A 21,845-nucleotide genomic window follows, 5' to 3' on the forward strand; every position below is an offset into this window, starting at 1 on the left:
TCAGAGCGCGCCCTTCGTGGAGGGGAGGATTCCGGCGGCGCGCGGGTCGCGCTCGGAGGCGTAGCGCAGGGCGCGGGCGAAGGCCTTGAACTGGCACTCCACGATGTGGTGGGCGTTGCGCCCGTACGGGACGTGGATGTGCAGCGCGATCTGGGCCTGCGCGACGAAGGACTCGAAGATGTGCCGGGTCATCGTCGTGTCGTAGGAGCCGATCATCGGCGCCATGTTCTCGGGCTCGGTGTGCACGAGGTAGGGACGGCCGGAGAGGTCGACGGTCACCTGGGCGAGGGACTCGTCCAGCGGGACGGTGCAGTTGCCGAAGCGGTAGATGCCGACCTTGTCGCCGAGGGCCTGCTTGAAGGCGGCGCCGAGGGCGAGGGCGGTGTCCTCGATGGTGTGGTGCGAGTCGATGTGCAGGTCGCCGTCGGTCTTGACGGTCAGGTCGAACAGACCGTGCCGGCCGAGCTGGTCGAGCATGTGGTCGTAGAAGCCGACCCCGGTCGACACGTCGACCTTTCCGGTGCCGTCGAGGTCGATCTCGACGACGACGGAGGTCTCCTTGGTGGTGCGCTCAACGCGGCCTACGCGGCTCATCGCTTCTGCTCCTTCATCAGTTCACGGACCGCGTCGAGGAACGCGTCGTTCTCTTCGGGGGTGCCCGCGGTGACCCGCAGCCAGCCCGGTACGCCGTTGTCCCGGACCAGGACGCCCCGGTCGAGGATCCGCTGCCAGGCCGCGTGGGTGTCGGGGAACTTCCCGAACTGCACGAAGTTGGCGTCGGACGCGGTGACCTCACAGCCGAGGGCACGCAGTTCGGTGACGAGCCGGTCGCGCTCGACCTTGAGCTGCTCGACGTACCCGAGGAGGGTGTCGGTGTGCTCCAGGGCGGCGAGCGCGGTGGCCTGGGTGACGGCGGAGAGGTGGTACGGCAGGCGGACCAGCTGGACGGCGTCGACGACGGCCGGGTGCGCGGCGAGGTAGCCGAGGCGCAGTCCGGCGGCGCCGAAGGCCTTGGACATGGTCCGGGAGATCACGAGGTTCGGCCGGCCCTCGATGAGGGGCAGCAGCGAGTCTCGGTGGCTGAACTCCACATACGCCTCGTCGACGACCACCATGGAGGGCTTGGCCGCCTGGGCCGCCTCGTACAGGGCGAGGACGGTCTCGGCCTCGACCGCGGTGCCGGTGGGGTTGTTGGGCGAGGTGATGAAGACGACGTCCGGGCGGTGCTCGGCGATCGCCTTCTCGGCCGCGGGCCGGTCGATGGTGAAGTCCTCGCTGCGCGGCCCGGAGATCCAGCCGGTGCCGGTGCCCCGGGCGATCAGGGCGTGCATCGAGTACGAGGGCTCGAAGCCGATCGCGGTACGGCCCGGGCCGCCGAAGGTCTGGAGCAGCTGCTGGAGGACCTCGTTGGAGCCGTTGGCGGCCCACACGTTCTCCGCGGCGACCGGGTGCTTCCCGGTGCGGGAGAGGTAGCGGGCGAGCTCGGTGCGCAGCTCGACCGCGTCCCGGTCGGGGTAGCGGTTGAGGCCGCGGGCGGCCTCGGCGACGCGCTCCGCGATCCGGGCGACGAGCGCCTCGGGCAGCGGGTACGGGTTCTCGTTGGTGTTGAGCTGGACGGGTACGTCGAGCTGGGGCGCGCCGTACGGGGACTTGCCGCGCAGCTCGTCCCGGACGGGCAGTTCGTCCCAGGGGGATCGGTCGGGGTTGCGGATCTCGGTCACTGCTGGGGGACCTTCCAACCGAATCGGGCCTTGATCGCGGCGCCGTGGGCCGGGAGGTCCTCGGCCTCGGCGAGGGTCACCACGTGGTGGGCGACCTCGGCGAGCGCGTCGCGCGTGTAGTCCACGATGTGCACGCCGCGCAGGAACGACTGCACGGAGAGGCCCGAGGAGTGGCAGGCGCAGCCGCCCGTGGGCAGGACGTGGTTGGAGCCGGCGCAGTAGTCGCCGAGCGAGACGGGGGCCCAGGGGCCGACGAAGATCGCGCCCGCGTTGCGGACCCGGTCGGCGACGGCGGCCGCGTCGCGGGTCTGGATCTCCAGGTGCTCGGCGCCGTACGCGTCGACGACGCGCAGGCCCTCGTCGAGACCGTCGACGAGGACGATCGCGGACTGCCGGCCGGAGAGCGCGGGGGCGATCCGGTCGTCGATGTGCTTGGAGGCGCGGACCTGGGGCTCCAGCTCCTTGGCGACGGCCTCGGCGAGCTCGGTGGAGTCGGTGACGAGGACGGCGGCGGCGAGCGGGTCGTGCTCGGCCTGGCTGATCAGGTCGGCGGCGACGTGCACCGGGTCGGCGCTGTCGTCGGCGAGGACCGCGATCTCGGTCGGGCCGGCCTCGGTGTCGATGCCGATGCGGCCGGTGAAGTACCGCTTGGCGGCGGCGACCCAGATGTTGCCGGGGCCGGTGACCATGTTGGCCGGGGCGCAGGACTCGGTGCCGTACGCGAACATGGCGACGGCCTGGGCGCCGCCCACCGCGTAGACCTCGTCGACGCCGAGGAGGGCGCAGGCGGCGAGGATCGTCGGGTGCGGCAGGCCGTCGAACTCCGCCTGCGGCGGGGACGCGAGCGCGATGGACTCGACGCCCGCCTCCTGCGCCGGGACCGCGTTCATGATCACGGAGGAGGGGTAGACGGAGCGGCCGCCGGGCGCGTAGAGACCGACGCGCTCGACGGGGATCCACTTCTCCGTGACGGTGCCGCCGGGCACGACCTGGGTGGTGTGGGTGGTGCGGCGCTGGGCGGCGTGCACGAGCCGGGCGCGGCGGATGGACTCCTCCAGGGCCGCGCGGACGGCCGGGTCCAGCTCCGCGAGCGCGCGCTCCAGGGCCTCGGCGGGCACCCGCACCCGGTCGAGGCGGACGCCGTCGAATTTCTCCGCGTACTCGATCAGCGCCGCGTCGCCCCGATGATGCACGTCCTCGCAGATCGGCCGCACCTTGTCCAGGGCGGCTTCCACGTCGAACTCGGCACGGGGCAGCAGGTCACGCAGGGCGGCACCCTCGGGGAGGGCGTCGCCGCGCAGATCGATTCGAGAGATCACGGGTCAATTCTCGCAGACGGCACCACGGCCCAGGACGCCCGTATCACTGGCTGATACACGCCACAGTGGCGTCTTGTCGCCACACCTGACCGTTAGCGTTCAGCCCGTCACAGAGCGGGAAGAACGGCTGTGCGAATCCACGAAACCGGTGAAGCGGAGTCGTGGGAGTGGATCGCGGAGCACGCGGGCCACCGGGAAACACGGGACCCACAGGGCCCACGGGACCCACGGGGAACACGGGGAAAGCGAGGGGGCGGCAGTGACCGAGCCGCACGAGGACGGGATGCCGGAGGGGCTCACGGGCCCGGAGCGGGCCGTCTGGCGGGCGTTCCGGATCGGCAGGACCTGCGATCTGACGGAGGGGATCGCGGAGCGGGACGACCCTTTCGGGTCGCGGGAGTGGGGTGCGGAGCGGAGCGTCCGTGCCGACGTGGTGGCGCTGCTGCTGCTCGACGGGCCGCAGGCCCGGTCCGGTCGGGTGGCGGCGCTGAAGCTGCGCGGGGTGAGGATCACCGGCGTGCTGAACCTGGCGGGCGGGACGATAGGGCCGTACGTGGAGCTGAACGGCTGCAGGTTCGACGGCGAGGTGGTGCTGCCCGAGGCGCAGTTCGGCACCCTGCGGATGGTGGCCTGCGCGATACCGCGCCTGGAGGCGGCCCGGCTGCACACCACGGGCGATCTGCATCTGCCGCGCTGCCGGGTCCGGCGGGGCATCCGGCTCACGGACGCGCAGATCGGCACGGACCTGCTCATCAACCAGATCCAGGTGTGGCCCGACCGGCGCGGGCGGGCGATCACGGCCGACGGGATGGTGGTGGCCCAGGACCTCCAGGCCGAACTGATCGAGACGCACGGGGAACTGAGCCTGCGCGGCGCGAAGATCGGCGTCTCGCTGAGCCTGCGGGGCAGCGTGCTGCGCGGGGCGCAGCAGCGCCGCGCGCTCAACGCCCCGCAGCTGACGGTGGAGCGCTCGCTCTACCTGAACGCGGCGTGGGTGTACGAGGACTCGGGGAACATGACGGGGACACCGCCGTACGGGGTGACGCCCGCCCAGGGCGCCCGGCGCAAACCGGTGGAGTGCCACGGCGGGGTCCGGCTCGACGACGGCCGGTTCGGCGACGCGGTGGACCTGCACCACGCCCGGTTCCTGCTGGACGGGGCGCGCCGGGAGGAGGTGTCGCTGCGCCGGATCGCCACCCCGGAGCTGCGGTTCAACGGGGAGCGCCCGGAGGAGGGACGGGTGGTCCTCAACGGCGCCAGGATCGTCACGCTGATCGACCTGTCGACCAGCTGGCCGGGGCCCGGCGGACTGGCGATGGGCGGGTTCGTCTACGAGAACCTGGTGCCGTACGGGCACTTCCCGCTGGCCCGGCGGCTGGAGTGGGTGGCGGCGGCCACCCCGGAGTACGCCCCCGAGCCGTACGAGCGCCTGGCGACGGTCCTGCGCAACAGCGGCGAGGACGCGGACGCGCGCGAGGTGCTGCTCGCCAAGCAGCGGCGCCGGCGGGAGACGCTGCCGGTGGCGGGGAAGCTGTGGGGGTACGTCCAGGACTGGACGGTGGCGTACGGCTACCGTCCGGGCAGGGCGGCGCTGTGGATGGCGGTCCTGTGGGCGGCGGGCACGGTGGCCTTCTCCCGCTACCGCCCGGTCCCGCTCAAGGGGGACGAGGCGCCGGACTGGAACGGGCCGCTGTACGCGCTGGACCTGCTGGTGCCGGTGATCAATCTCGGCCAGGACGGCTACTGGCGCCTCGAAGGCCTCTGGCAGTGGGCGGCGGCGGTGCTGATACTGCTCGGCTGGATCCTGGCGACGACGGTGGCGGCGGGCGCGACGCGCCTCCTGCGGCGCGGCTGAGGGGGGGTCGGCGTCACGGTCCGCGAGGGCCCGCCGGGAGGGGGTCCGGGGCGGGCGGTGTGGGGGGACCCGGTGAGGTGGGGGTGAAAGGGCTGGGCAGGGGTGCGTGAGAGGGCGGGGCCGGTGGGAAAATACGTCGCACGATGTCCTTGCTCCGCGCCTTGATCGGCGCCGTCAGTTCGGCCCGGCACTCCCCGGGGTTCGCCGCCGGGTTCGTGCCGGACGACGACGTGCTGCTCGACGCCCCGGACGAGCGGCTCGCCCCCGCCCTGGTCGCCGCCGCCCTGGCCGACCCGGAGCCCGCGGCGAAGCTGCTCGCCACCACCCGGGACGCCGCCGAGTGGGAGGACCGCGACCGGTACGTCACCCGGCTCGCCACCTTCGCGTACAACAGGGGCGACTGGCTCGGCCACTGGCTCGCCGTCGCGCCCCACGACCCCGACGCCCTGCTCGTCTCGGCCCAGCTCGCCGTCCGCCGTGCCTGGGAGTCCCCCGCCCGGGCCGAGCGGCTGCGCGAGCTCGACCCGCTGATCCGCGCGGTCACCGAGGGCGCGCCGCACGATCCGGTGCCGTGGCGGCTGGCCCTGGACCACGCGCGCGGGGCGCATGCCGGGCACACCGTGTTCGAGTCGCTGTGGGAGCAGGCCGTGCGCCGCTCCCCCCACCACTACGGCTGCCACGTCGCGGCGCTCAAGTACCTCTCCGCGCAGTGGTACGGCTCACACCGGGCCGCCTTCGACTTCGCCGAGCAGGCCGCCGACGACGCGGCCCCGGACTCGCTGGTGCGGGCGCTCCCGGTCCGCGCCGCCTACGACCGGCTCCGGGGGCTGCCCGGGCCGGACCGTTCGGCGGCCGCGCCCCGGCTCGACCGGGCGGCCGACCGGGCCCTCGCGCTGTCGGCCGCCTTCCCGGCGGGCGACCCCTGGCCCGCCGAGGTCCGCAACCTCCTCGCGTACGTGCTGGTCGAGCGGGCGCGGTGGGCGGACGCGCTGGACGAGTTCGGCCGGATCGGCCCCCACGCGACGTCGTTCCCCTGGGGCGTCCCGCGGGGAGGCGTGCAGGAGGATCCGCTGCGCCTGTTCCTGGCCTCGAGGGAGCTCGTACGGTCCGAGCTGGGCGGCCGGACACCCCTGTGGAGGCCCGGACATGGACGGGCCGGACGAGGCGGTCCCGGCGGCCATTAGGCTTGGCCGCTGTGACCACCGCTCGCCTGCCTCTCTTCCCGCTCAACGCGGTGCTGTTCCCTGGCCTCGTGCTGCCGCTGAACGTCTTCGAGGAGCGTTATCGCGCCATGATGCGCGAGCTGCTCACGATCGACGACGCGGAGCCGCGCCGCTTCGCCGTCGTCGCCATCCGCGACGGGCGTGAGGTCGCGCCGACCGCCCCGGGGATGCCGGACCCGACGGCGCTGCCGGAGAAGGGCCCCGCGGCCGGCTTCGGCGCCGACCCCATCCAGGCCTTCCACCGGGTCGGCTGTATCGCCGACGCGGCGAGCATCCGGGAGCGTGCGAACGGCAGCTTCGAGGTCATGGCCACCGGGACGACCCGGGTGAAGCTCCTCTCGGTCGACACGAGCGGACCGTTCCTGGTCGCCGAGGTCGAGGAGATCCCGGAGGAGCGGGGCGAGGACGCGGGCACCCTCTCCGAGGGCGTGCTGCGGGCCTTCCGGAACTACCAGAAGCGGCTGGCGGGGGCTCGGGAGCGGTCGCTGACGACGAGCGAGCTGCCGGACGACCCGTCGGTGGTGTCGTACCTCGTCGCCGCGGCGGCGGTGCTCGACACGCCGTCGAAGCAGCGGCTGCTCCAGGCGCCGGACACCGCGACGCGGCTGCGCGAGGAGCTGGCGCTGCTGCGCGCGGAGACGGCGGTGCTGCGGCATCTGCCCTCGCTGCCGGCGGTCGACCTGACGCAGGGCCCGACGAACCCGAACTGAGCCGAACCCGGTCACGAACCCAGGAAGAGCGCGTGGCGAAGAAGCAGAAGAAGAACAGCGGGGGCACCCCTGCGACGGTCGCGCTGACCACCGCCGGCACCCCGTTCACCCTGCACGCGTACGAGCACGACCCGGCCTCCCCCTCGTACGGCGAGGAGGCCGCGGAGGCGCTCGGTGTCTCTCCCGACCGGGTCTTCAAGACGCTCGTGGCGGACGTCGACGGCGAGCTGACGGTCGCGGTGGTCCCGGTGGCGGGCCAGCTCGACCTGAAGGCGCTCGCCTCGGCGGTCGGCGGGAAGCGCGCGGCGATGGCGGACCCGGCGGCGGCGGAGCGCACGACGGGCTACGTCAGGGGCGGCATCTCGCCCCTGGGCCAGCGCAAGCGCCTGCGTACGGTCCTCGACGCCTCGGCCTCGGACCACACGACGATCTGCATCTCGGCGGGCCGCCGGGGCCTTGAGGTCGAACTCGCCCCCACCGACCTGGCCGCCCTCACCTCGGCGGTCGTGGCCCCGATCGGCCGCGCTTGACGCTCGGGACGGCCGTACGGCCGCGGCTGCGGCTGCCGCGCGCGCCCGGCGCTCAGAGCGTCTTCTGCTCCGGCGGCCGCGGCCCCCAGTACTCCGGTTCCGGGTCACGGGGGCCGAAGAGGGCGGTGAGCGCCAGGTGCACGATCATCGCGGCGAGCGGCCAGGCCAGCATCGCGGCGGCCGCCATGTTCAGTTCCAGCGGTGCCTCGAAGGCGACGTTGGGGCCGACCGCCTTGGCGTGGGCGACCACGTCCCGCGCCGGGCCGAAGTACGTCCCCACGCCCCAGGCGAGCAGCGAACCGAGGACGCCGCCGAGGGCCAGGCCGAGCACGAGCGGGACACCGCCCTTGCGGCGCAGCAGGAAGACGACGAGCGCGGCGACCGCCCCGAAGGCCAGGGCGAGGAGCACGAACGTCCCGTCCGCACCGATCGCCGACTCGCCCTCGGAGTCGCGGAGGTAGACGCCCTTGCCGTCCGAGATCAGCAGCACGTGCGGCGCCAGCGACAGCCACAGCCACCCGAGCAGCGCACCCGTGACCGCCGAGACGATGGTCACGACGACCCCGTACAGGACCTCGGCCGGCGTGATCGAGTCCCCGGAGGGGCCGAACGGCGGCGGAGGCGGCGGGGGCCAGTCGGGGTCGTGCGGAGGCTGGTGGGGCGGAGTCAGGGGTGCGGTCACCCCGCCATCGTGCCAGGTGTGGCTGTGGCCCGCCTCAGCGGACGGCCGCCCGCCGGTACGCCCAGGTGGCGACCGCGAGGGAGATCACGCCGACCGCCCCGCACACGGCGAGGTCGAGGCCGACGGCCGCCCAGTCCGGGTGCGGGTCGAAGGTGCGGGCGAGCGCCTCCACGCCGTACGTCGACGGCAGCAGGTCCCGCGCCCAGCCGATCGGTTCCGGCAGCCGCTCGGCCGGGAGCACGCCGAGGAGCAGCGCCGCCGACATGCCGAGCTGGCCGAGGAGCGTCGCCAGCTCCTGCCGGGGCGCGAGGAGCCCGAGGGCGGCGCCGAGTCCGGCGAGCGCCGCCCCGGCGAGCGGGACGACGGCGCCGAGGATCCACAGATGGCCGAGGGGCAGCCCGAAGAGCACGGAACCGGCGACGGCGGTGACGGCCGTCCCGGGCACGGTGAAGGAGGCGTACGCGCCGGCCGCGCCGAGCACGACGGCGGCGGGCGGCACGGGCAGGGTGGCGTAGTGGTCGAGGCCGCCGCTCGCCCGCAGCTGTCCGAAGTACTGGGCGAGCAGGTTGAGCGCGACGAAGGCGACGACGAGGACGGTGGAGCCGGCCACGACGGCCCGCGCCTCGGAGCCTCCGTCGACGACCCCGCGCATCAGGACCATGATCCCGATCGACTGGAAGGTGGCCACGAAGAGCAGCGGGATCCGGGCGACCCGGGCGCGCGAGAGCTGCGCCCGGTAGACGGCGGCCATGGCGGGCAGCAGCCGGGCGCGCGGGGCGAGGGGCGCGGCGCCGTCCTCGGTGCCGCGGGACCGGACGGGGAGCGCGCCGGTCGGCAGGACCTCGGCGGGCACGGTGCTCACTGCGTACAGCTCCTGACGGTCACGTACGGAACGCGGGAACCTCGGGGATCGCGCGGATCGCGGGGACCACGGGGATCGTGAGGTCCCGGGGAGGAACGGACGGGGCTCATGCCTTCACCAGTCCCTCGGTCGCGCCGCCCAGGGCGAGGTACACGTCCTCCAGGCTGGGCGTGGCGAGGGTGAAGTCGTCGAGCGCGGAGAAGGCGGCCCCGCCGGTGACGGTGGCGACGGCCGCGCGGGCGGCGTCGGGGGCGAGCCGGAGGATCCACTTCCGTCCCGTCTCCTGCGCGAGGCCGCGCAGGGCGGCGACCTCGGGCAGGTGGAGCGGGGCGGCCTCGCGCCAGACCAGCTCGACGCGGACCTCGCCCGCGACGCGTTCCTTGAGCCCGGCCGGGGTGTCGCAGGCGATGACCCGGCCGCGGTCGAGGACGGCGACGCGGTCGAGGACGGTCTCGGCCTCGATGACGTTGTGGGTGACGAGCAGGACGGTGGTGCCGTGCTCGGCGCGCCGGCGGTCGACGGCGGCCCAGACGGCCCGGCGGGCGACGGGGTCCATGCCGGTGGTGGGTTCGTCGAGGACGAGGACGGACCGGCGTCCGACGAGCGCGGCGGCGAGGCAGGCGAGCCGCCGCTGACCGCCGGAGAGCTTCTTCAGGGGGCGGGCGGCGAGCGCGGTGAGGCCGAGCTCCTCCAGGACGGCGTCGCGCTCGGCGCGCGCCTCCTGGGCGGCGAGCCCGCGCAGTCGTCCGGTGGTCTCGGCGGCGAGGGCGACGGTCAGCTCGTCGAGGGCCGTGGACTCCTGGCCGAGATAGGCGAGGAGGCGGGCCGCCCGCTCGGGGTGGCGTACGAGGTCGTGGCCGAGGAGCTCGACGGTGCCGGAGTCGGGGCGCATGAGCCCGGTGAGCTGGCGCACGAGGGTGGACTTGCCGGCTCCGTTGGGTCCGAGCAGGCCGAAGATCTCGCCGCCGTGCACGTCGAGGCTGATCCCGTCGGTGGCGCGCACCTCGGGGGCCGCGGGCTCGCCGCGCCTGCCGCGCGTGGCGGGGTACGTCTTGACCAGATCCCGCACCACGCACACCGTACTCACGGGGGAAGAGCCTACGGGGTCGCCGGGCCCGCTCCGGGCGCGGGGGCGTGTTCGGCGGCGGCCCGGACGTCGATCTCGCGCCAGAAGCCGGCCCGGATGGCGTACCGGTCGTGCTCGTCGATCTGGTCGTCCTTGTGGGCCAGCAGGCCGAACCGTGCCGCGTACCGGAGAAGTTCGCCGTCGATGCGGTGCGGGATGCGGGGGTAGAGGGTGGAGAGCTTCTGGACGTGGCTCTGTTCGGGGAGCCGCTCCATCCAGCGGCGGGCGAACACCTGTCCGACCTCGAACGGGTCGCCGCCGACGGTGGTGATGTCCTCCTCGCGGTCCGCCCAGCGCTGCTCGGCGCTGGTGAGCAGGGCGAGGGTGGGCAGGGAGGCGGTCTCCGCCGGTTCACCGAGGGGGGCGGCGGGGCGCTCGACCCAGCCCCGGTCGGAGGACCAGCGCAGCGCGCTCGCTCCCTGCGGCACCGGGGCGAGCGGCCCGCCGGGGCCGCCGGGGCCGCGCAGTCCCGCCAGGTCCTTGGGGGTGGGGACGCCCTTGCCGGCGGCGGGGGCGGGGACGCCGTGGACGTGCCCGTTGGCGTGCTCGTGGGCGTGGCCGTTCGCGTGCCCGTCGGGGTGCCCGTCGGCGGCAACGGGCACCTCGCCGGTGTCCGGTCCGCCGGCGTTCCGGGCGGCCGCGGCGGCTTCGGCGGCCCGCTCGGCGGAGGCGGCGAGCGCGGCCTCGGGCAGCGGGGCGGAGAGGATGGCGGCGATCTCCGGGCGCGGGGCGGGCGGGGGCGCGCAGAGGCCGGTGAGGTCCCTGGCGCGGACGGCCCGGGTGATCCAGGTCCGGTCGAGGACGCGCCGCTCGTCGGCCTCGGCCACGAGGTCCTCGGACTGGTTGTAGTCGCCGTCGGCGGCCTGGACGGCCCAGAGGTGGACGGCGACGCCGTGCTCCTTGGCGGACATCAGGCCGGGCAGCAGGTCGCCGTCGCCGGTGACGAGCACGATGTCGGAGCAGGCCCGGTTCCGGGCGAGTTCGGTCAGCTCGGTGTGCATGGCCGCGTCGACGCCCTTCTGCGCCCAGCGTCCGTCGCTCCTGGTCAGGGCGCCCAGCCGGACCGTGACCCGGGGCATCACGCGCAGCCTGCGGTGCTCGGGCTGGGGCACCCGGTCGGGTGCGCCGTCGAACCAGTAGATCCGCAGGAGGGGCAGCGCGGTCTCGGCCTCGGCGCGCGCACGCAGCTGCTGGATGAGCGCGGCGTGGTCGACGGTGATCCTGGAGCGGGCCGGTTCCCCGGCGAGGAGACTGGCGGCGGCGCCCAGCAGGTAGCCGGCATCCACCAGGACGACGCAGCGGTCCACGTGTTCCACCCTCTTTCGGGAACCTCGGGGTCGTACTCGGGGTCGGAAGGTGCTCGGAAGGTGCTTCGTGTTTCCTTCGAGTCTGCCCGACCGTCGGGAGCTTGACCGTCGGAACTGGATCATCGGCGTGGCGGATGTCACGTCGGACCCGCCCTTACGTTCCGTAATGATCCAAAATGCGGCCCATGCGACGGTGTGTGAATCTGACAGCGGCCCTGGCCCCTAGGTCCCTTTGAGGAGGCATCATCCCCATGGCCAAGAACCGCAAGCAGGACCGTATGCAGCAGAAGTCGTCGGCAGCCGAGCGAGGCACCCAGCAGGCGCAGCAGTCCGCGATGGAGTCGCAGGCCGAGCAGCGTTCCACCCAGGTGACACCGGGTGACATGGCTCGCAAGGGTCGGCAGAAGCGCTTCGGTCACAACTGACACGTATGCACCGGAAGGGGCGCGCCCGTGACGACGGGCGCGCCCCTTCCGGTGTGATGGGCCGATGTGGTGGGCCGATGTAGTGGGCCCAGGCAATGGGCCGATGTGGTGAGCCCAGGCGATGGGCCGCTCGGTGCCTGCTACTAGCCGGCCAGGCAGGACGGGCCGAGCAGCACCTTCAGGTCGCCGAAGAGCGCCGGGTCGGCCGTCACCCGGTGCCGGTCGAGCCGGAGCACGGTCGTGGTCCGGGGTCCCTGGAGCTTGATCCGCACCTCGGTGTTGCCCTTGTGGTGCTTGAGGATCTCGCCGAGCCTGGTGACCATCGGCGGCGTGACCTTCACCGTCGGGATGGTGAGGATCACCGGCGCGTTGGTCCCGGCGTTCGACAGGTCGGGGACCATCAGCTCCATCGCGACGAGACGGGGCACGTCCTCGCGCTTGTCGAGCCGGCCCTTGACGAAGACGACCGTGTCCTCGACGAGCTGGGTGGAGACCAGCTGGTACGTGGCCGGGAAGAACATGCACTCGATGGAGCCGGCCAGGTCCTCGACCGTGGCGATCGCCCAGGCGTTGCCCTGCTTGGTCATCTTGCGCTGGAGGCCCGAGATGATGCCGCCGATGGTGACGACCGCGCCGTCACTGTGCTCGCCGCCCGTGAGCTGCGAGATCGCCGCGTCCGTCTTGTCGGACAGGACGTGCTCGATGCCGAAGAGCGGGTGGTCGGAGACGTAGAGGCCGAGCATCTCGCGCTCCTGGGCGAGCAGGTACGACTTCTCCCACTCGACGTCGGAGAACTCGACGTCCAGGCCGAAACCGGGCTCGTCGCTCGCCTCCTCGCCCATGCCGCCGAAGAGGTCGAACTGTCCCTCGGCCTCCTTGCGCTTGACCGCGACCACGTTGTCGATCATCGGTTCGTGGTGGGCGACCATGCCCTTGCGGGTGTGGCCCATCTCGTCGAAGGCGCCGGCCTTGATCAGCGACTCGATGGTCCGCTTGTTGCAGACGACGGCCTCGACCTTGTCGAGGAAGTCGGGGAAGGTGGTGTACTTCCCCTTCGCCTTGCGCGACTTGATGATCGACTCGACGACGTTGGTGCCGACGTTCCGCACGGCGGAGAGGCCGAAGAGGATCACGTCGTCGCCCTGCGCGGCGAAGTTCGACTCGGACTCGTTCACGTTCGGCGGGAGCACCTTGATGCCCATGCGGCGGCACTCGTTCAGGTAGACCGCGGACTTGTCCTTGTCGTCCTTGACCGAGGTGAGCAGACCCGCCATGTACTCGGCGGGGTAGTTCGCCTTGAGGTACGCGGTCCAGTAGGAGACCAGGCCGTACGCGGCGGAGTGCGCCTTGTTGAAGGCGTAGCCGGCGAAGGGGACCAGGACGTCCCAGAGCGCCTGGATCGCCTCGTCGCTGTAGCCGTTCTTCTTCGCGCCCTCCTGGAAGATGACGAAGTTCTTCGCCAGCTCCTCGGGCTTCTTCTTGCCCATCACGCGGCGCAGGATGTCGGCCTCGCCGAGCGAGTACCCGGCGATGATCTGGGCGGCCTTCTGCACCTGCTCCTGGTAGACGATCAGGCCGTAGGTGACCGCGAGCACCTCTTCGAGCGGCTTCTCCAGCTCGGGGTGGATCGGGGTGATCTCCTGCTGCTTGTTCTTGCGCAGGGCGTAGTTCGTGTGCGAGTTCATGCCCATCGGGCCCGGCCGGTACAGGGCGGACACGGCGGAGATGTCTTCGAAGTTGTCGGGCTTCATCAACCGCAGCAGCGAGCGCATGGGTCCGCCGTCGAACTGGAAGACACCGAGCGTGTCACCACGGCAGAGCAGTTCGTACGTCTTGGGGTCGTCCAGCGGCAGGGCCAGCAGGTCGAGGTCGACGCCCTTGTTGGCCTTCACCATCTTGACGGCGTCGTCCATGATCGTGAGGTTCCTGAGGCCCAGGAAGTCCATCTTGATCAGGCCGAGCGACTCGCACTGGGGGTAGTCCCACTGCGTGATGGTCACGCCGTCCGTGTGCCGCACCCAGATCGGGGCGTGGTCGACGATGGGCTCGCTGGACATGATCACGCCGGCCGCGTGCACGCCCATCTGCCGGACCAGGCCCTCGACGCCCCGGGCGGTGTCGATGACCTTCTTGACGTCCGGCTCGTTCTCGTACATCGCGCGGATCTCGCCGGCCTCGCTGTAGCGCGGGTGCGAGGGGTCGGTGATGCCGTTGAGGTCGATGCCCTTGCCGAGGACGTCGGCGGGCATGGCCTTGGTGAGCCGGTCGCCCATGGCGTAGGGGTAGCCGAGGACGCGCGCGGAGTCCTTGATGGCGTTCTTCGCCTTGATCTTGCCGTACGTGCCGATCATGGCGACCTTGTCGGAGCCGTACTTCTCCGTCACGTACCGGATCACCTCGACGCGCCGACGCTCGTCGAAGTCGATGTCGACATCGGGCATGGAGACGCGCTCGGGGTTGAGGAAGCGCTCGAAGATCAGTCCGTGCGGGATCGGGTCGAGGTCGGTGATGCCCATGGCGTACGCGACGATCGAACCGGCCGCTGAGCCTCGGCCGGGGCCGACGGCGATGCCCTGGCTCTTCGCCCACATGATGAAGTCGGCGACGACGAGGAAGTAGCCGGGGAAGCCCATCGAGATGATCGTGTCCATCTCGTACTCGACCTGCTTCATGCGGTCCTCGGGGATGCCCCCGGGGAAGCGGCGGTGCATGCCCCGCATGGTCTCCTCGCGGAACCAGGTGGTGTCGGTGTACCCCTCCGGGATGTCGAACTTCGGCATGAGGTTCTTCTCGACGAACATGCCGTCGGTGTTGATCTGCTCGGCGACCAGGAGGGTGTTGCGGCAGCCCTCCTGCCAGGCGTCCGACGAGTCGATGGCGTACATCTCGTCCGTGGACTTGAGGTAGTAGCCGGTGCCGTCGAAGCGGAAGCGGTCCGGGTCGGAGAGGTTCTTGCCGGTCTGGATGCACAGCAGGGCGTCGTGCGCGGTCGACTCGTGCGCGTACGTGTAGTGCGAGTCGTTGGTGACGAGCGGCGGGATGCCGAGCTTCTTGCCGATCTCCAGGAGTCCGTCGCGGACCCGGCGCTCGATCTCGATGCCGTGGTCCATCAGCTCCAGGAAGTACCGCTCCTTGCCGAAGATGTCCTGGTACTCGGAGGCGGCCTTCAGGGCCTCGTCGAACTGGCCGAGGCGGAGCCGGGTCTGCAGTTCGCCGGAGGGGCAGCCGGTGGAGGCGATGAGCCCCTCCGACCACTTGGAGATGGTCTCCTTGTCCATCCGGGGCCACTTCTGCAGCCAGCCCTCGGCGTACGCGTCGGAGGAGAGCTTGAAGAGGTTGTGCAGTCCGGTGGCGTTGGCCGCCCAGATCGTCTTGTGGGTGTAACCGCCGGAACCGGAGACGTCGTCCCGCTTCTGGTGCGGCTGGCCCCACTGGATCTTGCGCTTGTTGCGCCGGGACTCGGGGGCGACGTACGCCTCGATGCCGATGATCGGGGTCACCCCGGCCTTCTTCGCCGTGTGGAAGAAGTCGTACGCGCCGTGCAGGTTGCCGTGGTCGGACATCGCGATATGGGTCATGCCCATCTCGTTGCACGCGTTGAACATGTCCTTCAGCCGCGCGGCACCGTCCAGCAGCGAGTACTGGGTGTGGACGTGGAGGTGCGTGAAGGGCGGCTTGGTCACGGCGGGGGGCCTCCAAAAACACGGAGCGACAGGCTGCGGACAGTCTGGGGGGACAGCGTGGAAGTCTACGTCGCGCGACTGACAGACGACGGGCACTCGGGACTAGGGTCGCGCGTTGAGAGACAGGGAACACGTGTCCCAATTGTCATGAACGGTCTTGCAGCACGTCCGGTACCAGGAGGCACCTCGAATGTCGGTCCCCCAGCCCACCGTCGCCGAGCGCGGTGAGCACATCCTCGCCGTCTTCGACACCGCCTTCGGCGAGCTCCTCGCCGCCGACCCAGCGGCCTTCCGCGTCAAGTTCCGGAAGATGGCCGGCTCCGCCTTCGCCTTCTACCGGGGGACGGCCTGCCTCTTCTACGCGGACCTGGAGAAGGAGGCGCAGGGCGGCCCCTACCTGGACGAGCGCACCGGCCGGGTCTGGATCCACGGCGATCTGCACGCCGAGAACTTCGGCACGTACATGGACGCCAACGGGCGGCTGAACTTCAACGTCAACGACTTCGACGAGGCGTACGTGGGGCCCTTCACCTGGGACCTGAAGCGGCTCGCGGCCTCGCTCGCCCTGATCGGCTACGCCAAGGCGCTCAGCGACGAGCAGATCACCAGGGGTGTCCGGATCTGCGCCGCCGCCTACCGGGAGCGGATCCACGCCCTCGCGACCGGCGCCGGGGAGGACGAGGTGCCCCCCTTCACTCTGGAGACCGCCGACGGCGCGCTGCTCGGCGCCCTGCGCGACGCCCGTGCGAAGACCCGTTTCGGGCTGCTCGACTCGATGACGGAGATCCGCGACTTCGAGCGCCGCTTCGCTCCCGGCGGCGGCACCATCGAGCTGGACGCGGCCACCCGGTACAAGGTCCTGGCGGCCTTCGACGGCTACCTGGAGACGCTGCCGGAGGCCAGCCTGGTCCGCCCCGACTCGTACCGGGTCAAGGACGTGGTCGGGCGGCGCGGGATCGGTATCGGCTCGGCCGGCCTCCCCTCGTACAACATCCTCCTGGAGGGCCACAGCGACGCCCTGGAGAACGACGTCGTGATCTACATGAAGCAGGCCCAGACCCCGGCGGTCTCCCGTCATGTCACGGACCCGGCGGTACGGGAGTACTTCCGGCACGAGGGCCACCGCACCGTGATCTCGCAGCGGGCGCTCCAGGCGCACGCCGACCCGTGGCTGGGCTGGGCCGAGCTCGGCGGTGCCGGGCAGCTGGTCGCCGAGGTCTCGCCGTACGCGGTGGACCTGGACTGGTCGGACATCGACGACCTGGACGAGATCGCGGCGACCGTGGCGGACCTGGGCCGGGCGACGGCGACCATGCACGCGGCGGCCGACGAGTCGAGCGGGCAGTCGCTCGTGCCGTTCTCGACGGAGCGGGCCATCGACGCGGCGATCGCCGCCGACGAGGAGGGCTTCGCCGACCTCCTGGTGGACTTCGCGCACGACTACGGGGCCCGGGCGCGGGCCGACCACCAGATCTTCGTGGACCTGTTCCGCAACGGCCGGATCCCCGGGCTGTAGCCGGATCCCCGGGTCCTGGCCGGACCCCCGGGCCGTAGGGGCCGTCACCGGCCCGGAGGGGCTGGTGGGGCGGTTCACAGGCTGCCTTTAGGGACGTCTTACGGCACGGCATGGGACACTCCACGACGATGGACATGGCAGGGACGCAGCTGAGAGCGCTGCGGGCGGCGTTCTTCACGACAGTGGTCGTGACGCTGTCCGTGGCGTCCCACGTGCTGCTCTCCGGCGTGCCGCTGCCGATGGGGACCGTCGTCCCGGTCGCGGGCGGCGTCTTCGCCGTGGCGTACGCGCTGGCCGGCCGCGAGCGCGGCCTCGGCCCGATCGCCGGGCTCCTCGTACCGCTGGAGCTGGCGGCCGACACGCTCTTCACCAGCGGCCAGGTGGTCTGTTACGGCGCCGCCGGGGGACCGGTCGCCGGTTCGCTGCGTGCCGTGGGCGTGGACGTGTTCTGCGGCGGCGCGGTGGGCACCCCGCTGCCGGGGGTCGTCACTCCCGGGAGCGGAAGCGCGGCCGCCCTGCTCGACTCCCCCGACCCGGCGCTGCCGTGGCTGCTGCTCCTGACGCACGTCGGCGTCGGGCTCGCGGCCGCCTGCTGGCTGCGCGGCGGGGAGCGGGCGCTCGCCCGGGTGCTCGGCGCGGTGGCGGCCTTCGCGTTCCGGCCGCTGCTGCTCGTGGCGGCCTTCTTCCGCGGCGGCGGTACGGCGGCGCGGCGGGCCGGACGGCCCGCGGAGCGGCCCCGGTCCTCGCGTACCCGTCTTCTCGTGCACTCCGTGGGGCGGCGGGGGCCGCCGGAGTCCGGCTTCGCTCTCGTCTGAGCGAAGCGGGTTCCGCGGTTCCCCCTTCTCTTCTCTCTCTTTCCTCACGGAGATCACCATCATGAGTGCACGCAACAGCCAGTCCAACAAGGCCGCCGCCCGCGAGCGGCTGCGCGTCGAGCGCGAGCGCCAGGCGAAGAAGGACCGGGCCCGCCGGCAGATCGTCGTCGGTGTCTCGGCGGTGGCCGTGCTGGCCGCCGCCGGCGGTATCGGCTACGCGGTGGTGCAGTCCAACAAGCCCTCCCAGTGGGAGACGGCGGCGAAGGCGTCGACCGTGACGGCCCCGAAGAACACCTCCGGCACGAACGGCACGACGGTCGTCATCGGCAAGTCGTCCGCGAAGAAGACTCTGGAGCTGTACGAGGACTCGCGCTGCCCGGTCTGCGCGACCTTCGAGCAGGGCGTGGGCTCCACGATCGAGAAGGACGTCGAGGCCGGCAAGTACAAGATCAAGTACGTCGGCGCCACCTTCATCGACAACGGCGTCCCGGGCGAGGGCTCTAAGAACGCCCTCTCGGCCCTGGGCGCGGCCCTGAACGTGAGCCCCGAGGCCTTCCTGAAGTACAAGTCGGCCCTCTACTCGACGCAGTTCCACCCGGAGGAGAACCAGGACAAGTTCGCCAAGGACTCCTACCTCCTGGAGGTGGCGGACTCGGTCCCGGCCCTGAAGAGCAACGCCGAGTTCAAGAAGAACGTCGAGAACGGCACCTTCGACGCCTGGGCGATGAAGATGTCCAAGGCCTTCGACGAGAGCGGTGTGACGGGCACCCCGACGCTGAAGATGGACGGCAAGCCGGTCACGGCGGCCGGCTCCGACAGCCCGCCGATGACGGCCGCTCAGTTCACCCCGGCGATCGACGCGGCCCTGAAGGGCTGACACCCGCCCCACGGCCCCCGCCCCTTGTGCCGCCCGGCCCCGGACCCTTCAGGTCCGGGGCCGGGCGGCATCAGCCCTGGGCCGGGCGACGTACGGGCGACAAGTCGACGAACTTCCGGAATTCGCCTGCCCAACGGGCCTACCCGTCAGTAATCTGACTGGCCGTGACCAGTCAGTTCATATCCTCTGCCCCCAGTCGGCGCACGGTCGTCAAGGCCGCCGCCGTCACCGCCGTCGCCGCACCCGCCCTCCTGGGCGCGGCCTCCCCCGCCCTCGCGGACTCCGGGGCCCCCGCCTTCCTCCACGGTGTCGCCTCCGGCGACCCGCTGCCCGACGGCGTCCTCCTCTGGACGCGCGTCACCCCCGCCCCGGGGGCCGTGCCCGGTTCCGGGCTCGGCCCGGACGTCGCCGTCGGCTGGGAGCTCGCCGAGGACCGCGGCTTCACCAGAGTCGTGGCCGCCGGCTCGACCACCGCGAGCGCCTCCTCCGACCACACCGTGAAGGCGGACGTGCGGGGCCTGCGCCCGGCCACCGCCTACTGGTTCCGCTTCACCGCGGGCGACGCCGTCTCGCCGGCCGCCCGCACCCGTACCGCACCGGCCGCCGACGCCGCCGCCCCCGGGGTCCGCTTCGGCGTGGTCTCCTGCGCGAACTGGGAGGCCGGCCACTTCTCCGCGTACCGCCACCTCGCCGGCCGTGCCGACCTGGACGCCGTCCTCCATCTCGGCGACTACGTCTACGAGTACGCCAGCGGCGTCTACCCGGAGGCGAAGGACACCGTCCGGCAGCACGAGCCGCGCCACGAGATCGTCTCGCTCGCCGACTACCGCACCCGGCACGGGCACTACAAGACGGACCCCGACCTCCAGGCGCTGCACGCGGCCCACCCGGTGATCGCCATCTGGGACGACCACGAGTTCGCCAACGACGCCTGGACGGGCGGGGCCGAGAACCACACCCCCGGCGCCGAGGGCGAGTGGGCGGCCCGGGTGGCCGCCGCCAAGCAGGCGTACTTCGAGTGGATGCCGGTCCGCGCCTCCACCGAGGGCACGGTCTTCCGGCGGCTGCGCTTCGGCCGGCTGGCCGATCTGCACCTGCTCGATCTGCGCTCCTTCCGCTCCGCCCCGGCGAAGACCGGCAGCGGCACGGTCGACGACCCGGAGCGGTCGATCACGGGCCGCGCCCAGCTGGACTGGCTCAAGTCCGGGCTCGCCGGCTCGGACGCGACCTGGCAGCTGGTCGGCACCTCGGTGATGATCTCGCCGGTCGCCTTCGGCGCCCTGCCGGCCCACCTCCTGGAGCCGATCGCCGAGCTGATGGGCCTGCCGAAGGAAGGGCTCGCGGTCAACGTCGACCAGTGGGACGGGTACACCGACGACCGCAGGGAGCTGCTCGCGCACCTGACCTCGCGGGCGGTCAGGAACACGGTCTTCCTGACCGGCGACATCCACATGGCCTGGGCCAACGACGTGCCGGTGAAGGCGGCGACGTACCCGCTGTCCGCCTCGGCGGCCACCGAGTTCGTCGTCACCTCGGTGACCTCGGACAACCTGGACGACATGCTGAACGTGGCCCCGGGGACGCTCTCGGTCGTGGCCGCCGGCGCCGTCAAGGCCGCCAACCGCCATGTGAAGTGGGTGGACATGGACCACCACGGCTACGGCGTGCTCGACGTGACCTCCGCGCGCTCGCAGATGGACTACTACACGGTCTCCGACAAGGCGGACCCGGCCGCGACGACGGCCTGGGCGCGCTCGTATCGGACGCTGAACGGAACGCAGCATGTCGAGCGGGTGTATCAGCCGGTTCACTGACGGTTCCTCAGCGTCGATTTTCAGCCATGATCTCTTCTGTTAACGGGAGATCACATCGCTACGGCGGGTGTCCGGTTTCGGAGATCGAATCCGGACACACCACCCGCCTCCGTCACCTCACGCGTTACGGCCAGGTCTCAAACTCCGGAATCGACGCAAGATTTTCTTTCCGATAGACCGAATTGCCCCATGAATGATTGGGCTTGATCACTCCTCAACAGTGGCTGACATGGACGCGTAATCTCCGGGCCGTGGCGAGGAAGTTCCTCTCCACCACCCCCCGCGAGGAGTCACCGTGCGTGCTCTTGTCCGTATATCGCCGCGTATGTCACGTCGTATGATCGGCACTGCCGTCATGGCCGGAACCCTGGCCCTGGCCCCCCTCTCCGCCCCGGTCGCCACCGGTGCGGCGACCACCACCCTGGCCGGCGCCTCCGCCGAGGAGTGCGCCGACGACGCCGGCCTGTCCGGCGCCCGCAAGTCGCGCGGCGCCGACAGCCACGCCGCCGAGCCCAACGAGGTCACGGCCGCGCAGGCGAAGTCGATGGACGACGACTTCAAGAAGAAGCTGACCGCCGCCCGCGCCGAGGGCCGTCTGAGCGCCACGGCCGACGCCGCCGCGGTGGTGAACATCCCCGTCTACTTCCACGTCATCCACAGCGGCACGACGGGCAAGCTCTCCGCCACCGCGATCAACAACCAGATGAACGTCCTGAACGCGGCCTACGCCGGCCAGGGCACCGGCAACGTGAACTCCAACTTCCAGTTCACGCTGGCCGGTACCGACTACACGGACAACGCCTCCTGGTACAACCTGACCTCCGGCTCCACCGCCGAGAAGCAGATGAAGCAGACCCTCCGCCAGGGCGGCGCCGGCGCGCTGAACTTCTACACCGCGAACCTGGGCGGCGGCCTCCTCGGCTGGGCGACCTTCCCGTCCTCGTACCAGTCGAACCCGTCCATGGACGGTGTCGTCGTCCTCGACGCCTCGCTCCCGGGCGGCTCCGCGGCCAACTACGACGAGGGCGACACCGCGACCCACGAGGTCGGCCACTGGATGGGCCTGTACCACACCTTCCAGGGCGGCTGTAACGGCAACGGCGACTACGTCACCGACACCCCGGCCGAGAAGAGCCCGGCCTACCAGTGCCCGACCGGCCGTGACTCCTGCGCGTCGAAGACCGGTGTGGACCCGATCCACAACTTCATGGACTACACGTACGACGCCTGCATGTACCAGTTCACTTCCGGCCAGGTGACCCGGATGAACGAGTACTGGACCGCGTACCGCGCGGGCTGACCCGCCCCGCAGCACCCGTACACACCGAGGGCGCGACAGGAGGAGACTCCCGTCGCGCCCTCGGGCGTGCGTGCCGGTGA

At 71.8% G+C, this 21,845-nt stretch carries 18 protein-coding genes; 10 read left to right on the forward strand and 8 right to left on the reverse strand.

The window, feature by feature from the left end:
- From hisB to hisD, 3 genes are read right to left on the reverse strand one after another with little or no spacing between them, the layout of a single operon-like run.
- The gene (gene hisB / locus OG361_RS10675; RefSeq protein ID WP_015032911.1) at positions 1–594 is read right to left on the reverse strand and encodes an imidazoleglycerol-phosphate dehydratase HisB; all 594 of its coding nucleotides are present in this window, start codon (positions 592–594) and stop codon (positions 1–3) included.
- Positions 591–1,721 (reverse strand): histidinol-phosphate transaminase, encoded by a 1,131-nt coding sequence (locus OG361_RS10680; RefSeq protein ID WP_384565802.1) that lies wholly within the window; start codon positions 1,719–1,721, stop codon positions 591–593. Before OG361_RS10680 ends, hisB begins: the two co-directional genes overlap by 4 nt.
- A complete protein-coding gene (gene hisD / locus OG361_RS10685; protein WP_405853107.1) occupies positions 1,718–3,040 on the reverse strand; it encodes a histidinol dehydrogenase in 1,323 nt (440 codons plus the stop codon). Before hisD ends, OG361_RS10680 begins: the two co-directional genes overlap by 4 nt.
- A gap of 259 nt (positions 3,041–3,299) precedes the next feature.
- On the opposite strand from hisD, the gene OG361_RS10690 reads away from it, so the two are divergent.
- From OG361_RS10690 to ybaK, 4 genes are all read left to right on the forward strand, one after another.
- A complete protein-coding gene (locus OG361_RS10690; RefSeq protein WP_384565807.1) occupies positions 3,300–4,895 on the forward strand; it encodes an oxidoreductase in 1,596 nt (531 codons plus the stop codon).
- Positions 4,896–5,038: 143 nt separating this feature from the next.
- The gene (locus tag OG361_RS10695; protein WP_405853108.1) at positions 5,039–6,079 is read left to right on the forward strand and encodes a hypothetical protein; all 1,041 of its coding nucleotides are present in this window, start codon (positions 5,039–5,041) and stop codon (positions 6,077–6,079) included.
- 11 nt (positions 6,080–6,090) lie between these two features.
- Entirely contained in the window at positions 6,091–6,828 is a 738-nt protein-coding gene (locus OG361_RS10700) for an LON peptidase substrate-binding domain-containing protein (RefSeq protein ID WP_405853109.1), read from the forward strand.
- A 32-nt stretch (positions 6,829–6,860) separates the two neighbouring features.
- Positions 6,861–7,358 (forward strand): Cys-tRNA(Pro) deacylase, encoded by a 498-nt coding sequence (gene ybaK / locus OG361_RS10705; RefSeq protein WP_384565816.1) that lies wholly within the window; start codon positions 6,861–6,863, stop codon positions 7,356–7,358.
- Between the two features lie 52 nt (positions 7,359–7,410).
- Here the strand turns inward: ybaK and OG361_RS10710 are convergent, their stop codons facing one another.
- The 4 genes from OG361_RS10710 to OG361_RS10725 all read right to left on the reverse strand — a co-directional run bounded on the left by OG361_RS10710 (position 7,411) and on the right by OG361_RS10725 (position 11,344).
- Positions 7,411–8,040: a DUF2567 domain-containing protein gene (locus tag OG361_RS10710; protein WP_405853110.1), complete on the reverse strand. Its 630-nt coding sequence runs from the start codon at positions 8,038–8,040 to the stop codon at positions 7,411–7,413.
- Between the two features lie 34 nt (positions 8,041–8,074).
- On the reverse strand, positions 8,075–8,902 hold the full coding sequence (locus tag OG361_RS10715) for an ABC transporter permease (RefSeq protein ID WP_384565822.1): 828 nt from the start codon (positions 8,900–8,902) through the stop codon (positions 8,075–8,077).
- 106 nt (positions 8,903–9,008) lie between these two features.
- A complete protein-coding gene (locus OG361_RS10720; protein WP_405862184.1) occupies positions 9,009–9,980 on the reverse strand; it encodes an ABC transporter ATP-binding protein in 972 nt (323 codons plus the stop codon).
- Between the two features lie 20 nt (positions 9,981–10,000).
- The gene (locus OG361_RS10725) at positions 10,001–11,344 is read right to left on the reverse strand and encodes an NYN domain-containing protein (RefSeq protein WP_405853111.1); all 1,344 of its coding nucleotides are present in this window, start codon (positions 11,342–11,344) and stop codon (positions 10,001–10,003) included.
- Between the two features lie 242 nt (positions 11,345–11,586).
- Between OG361_RS10725 and OG361_RS10730 the strand changes: the two genes are divergently transcribed.
- On the forward strand, positions 11,587–11,760 hold the full coding sequence (locus OG361_RS10730; RefSeq protein ID WP_405853112.1) for a hypothetical protein: 174 nt from the start codon (positions 11,587–11,589) through the stop codon (positions 11,758–11,760).
- Between the two features lie 143 nt (positions 11,761–11,903).
- Here OG361_RS10730 and dnaE read toward each other — a convergent pair whose 3' ends face one another.
- On the reverse strand, positions 11,904–15,443 hold the full coding sequence (dnaE, locus tag OG361_RS10735; RefSeq protein ID WP_405853113.1) for a DNA polymerase III subunit alpha: 3,540 nt from the start codon (positions 15,441–15,443) through the stop codon (positions 11,904–11,906).
- A gap of 190 nt (positions 15,444–15,633) precedes the next feature.
- On the opposite strand from dnaE, the gene OG361_RS10740 reads away from it, so the two are divergent.
- From OG361_RS10740 to OG361_RS10760, 5 genes are all read left to right on the forward strand, one after another.
- Positions 15,634–16,959, forward strand: coding sequence for a DUF2252 domain-containing protein (locus OG361_RS10740; protein ID WP_405853114.1), 1,326 nt, complete (start codon positions 15,634–15,636; stop codon positions 16,957–16,959).
- A gap of 128 nt (positions 16,960–17,087) precedes the next feature.
- Entirely contained in the window at positions 17,088–17,774 is a 687-nt protein-coding gene (locus tag OG361_RS10745) for a hypothetical protein (protein ID WP_405862186.1), read from the forward strand.
- 61 nt (positions 17,775–17,835) lie between these two features.
- Positions 17,836–18,651 carry a DsbA family protein gene (locus OG361_RS10750; RefSeq protein WP_405853115.1) on the forward strand — a complete coding sequence of 272 codons (816 nt, stop codon included), beginning with the start codon at positions 17,836–17,838 and terminating at the stop codon, positions 18,649–18,651.
- A 164-nt stretch (positions 18,652–18,815) separates the two neighbouring features.
- Positions 18,816–20,465 carry an alkaline phosphatase D family protein gene (locus OG361_RS10755; protein WP_405853116.1) on the forward strand — a complete coding sequence of 550 codons (1,650 nt, stop codon included), beginning with the start codon at positions 18,816–18,818 and terminating at the stop codon, positions 20,463–20,465.
- A gap of 337 nt (positions 20,466–20,802) precedes the next feature.
- Entirely contained in the window at positions 20,803–21,765 is a 963-nt protein-coding gene (locus tag OG361_RS10760; RefSeq protein WP_405853117.1) for a zinc metalloprotease, read from the forward strand.
- Positions 21,766–21,845: the final 80 nt, after the last annotated feature.

The sequence above is a fragment of the Streptomyces sp. NBC_00090 genome, assembly GCF_045160815.1.
In the GTDB taxonomy this organism is placed as follows: Bacteria; Actinomycetota; Actinomycetes; order Streptomycetales; family Streptomycetaceae; genus Streptomyces.

Bases quoted from the DNA above. Each gene is read 5' to 3' on its own strand.
- OG361_RS10760 (WP_405853117.1), top strand. From the start codon at position 20,803: ATGATCGGCACTGCCGTCATGGCCGGAACCCTGGCCCTGGCCCCCCTC.
- OG361_RS10745 (WP_405862186.1), top strand. From the start codon at position 17,088: ATGGACATGGCAGGGACGCAGCTGAGAGCGCTGCGGGCGGCGTTCTTC.
- OG361_RS10740 (WP_405853114.1), top strand. From the start codon at position 15,634: ATGTCGGTCCCCCAGCCCACCGTCGCCGAGCGCGGTGAGCACATCCTC.
- hisB (WP_015032911.1), bottom strand. From the start codon at position 594: ATGAGCCGCGTAGGCCGCGTTGAGCGCACCACCAAGGAGACCTCCGTC.
- OG361_RS10750 (WP_405853115.1), top strand. From the start codon at position 17,836: ATGAGTGCACGCAACAGCCAGTCCAACAAGGCCGCCGCCCGCGAGCGG.
- OG361_RS10730 (WP_405853112.1), top strand. From the start codon at position 11,587: ATGGCCAAGAACCGCAAGCAGGACCGTATGCAGCAGAAGTCGTCGGCA.
- OG361_RS10695 (WP_405853108.1), top strand. From the start codon at position 5,039: ATGTCCTTGCTCCGCGCCTTGATCGGCGCCGTCAGTTCGGCCCGGCAC.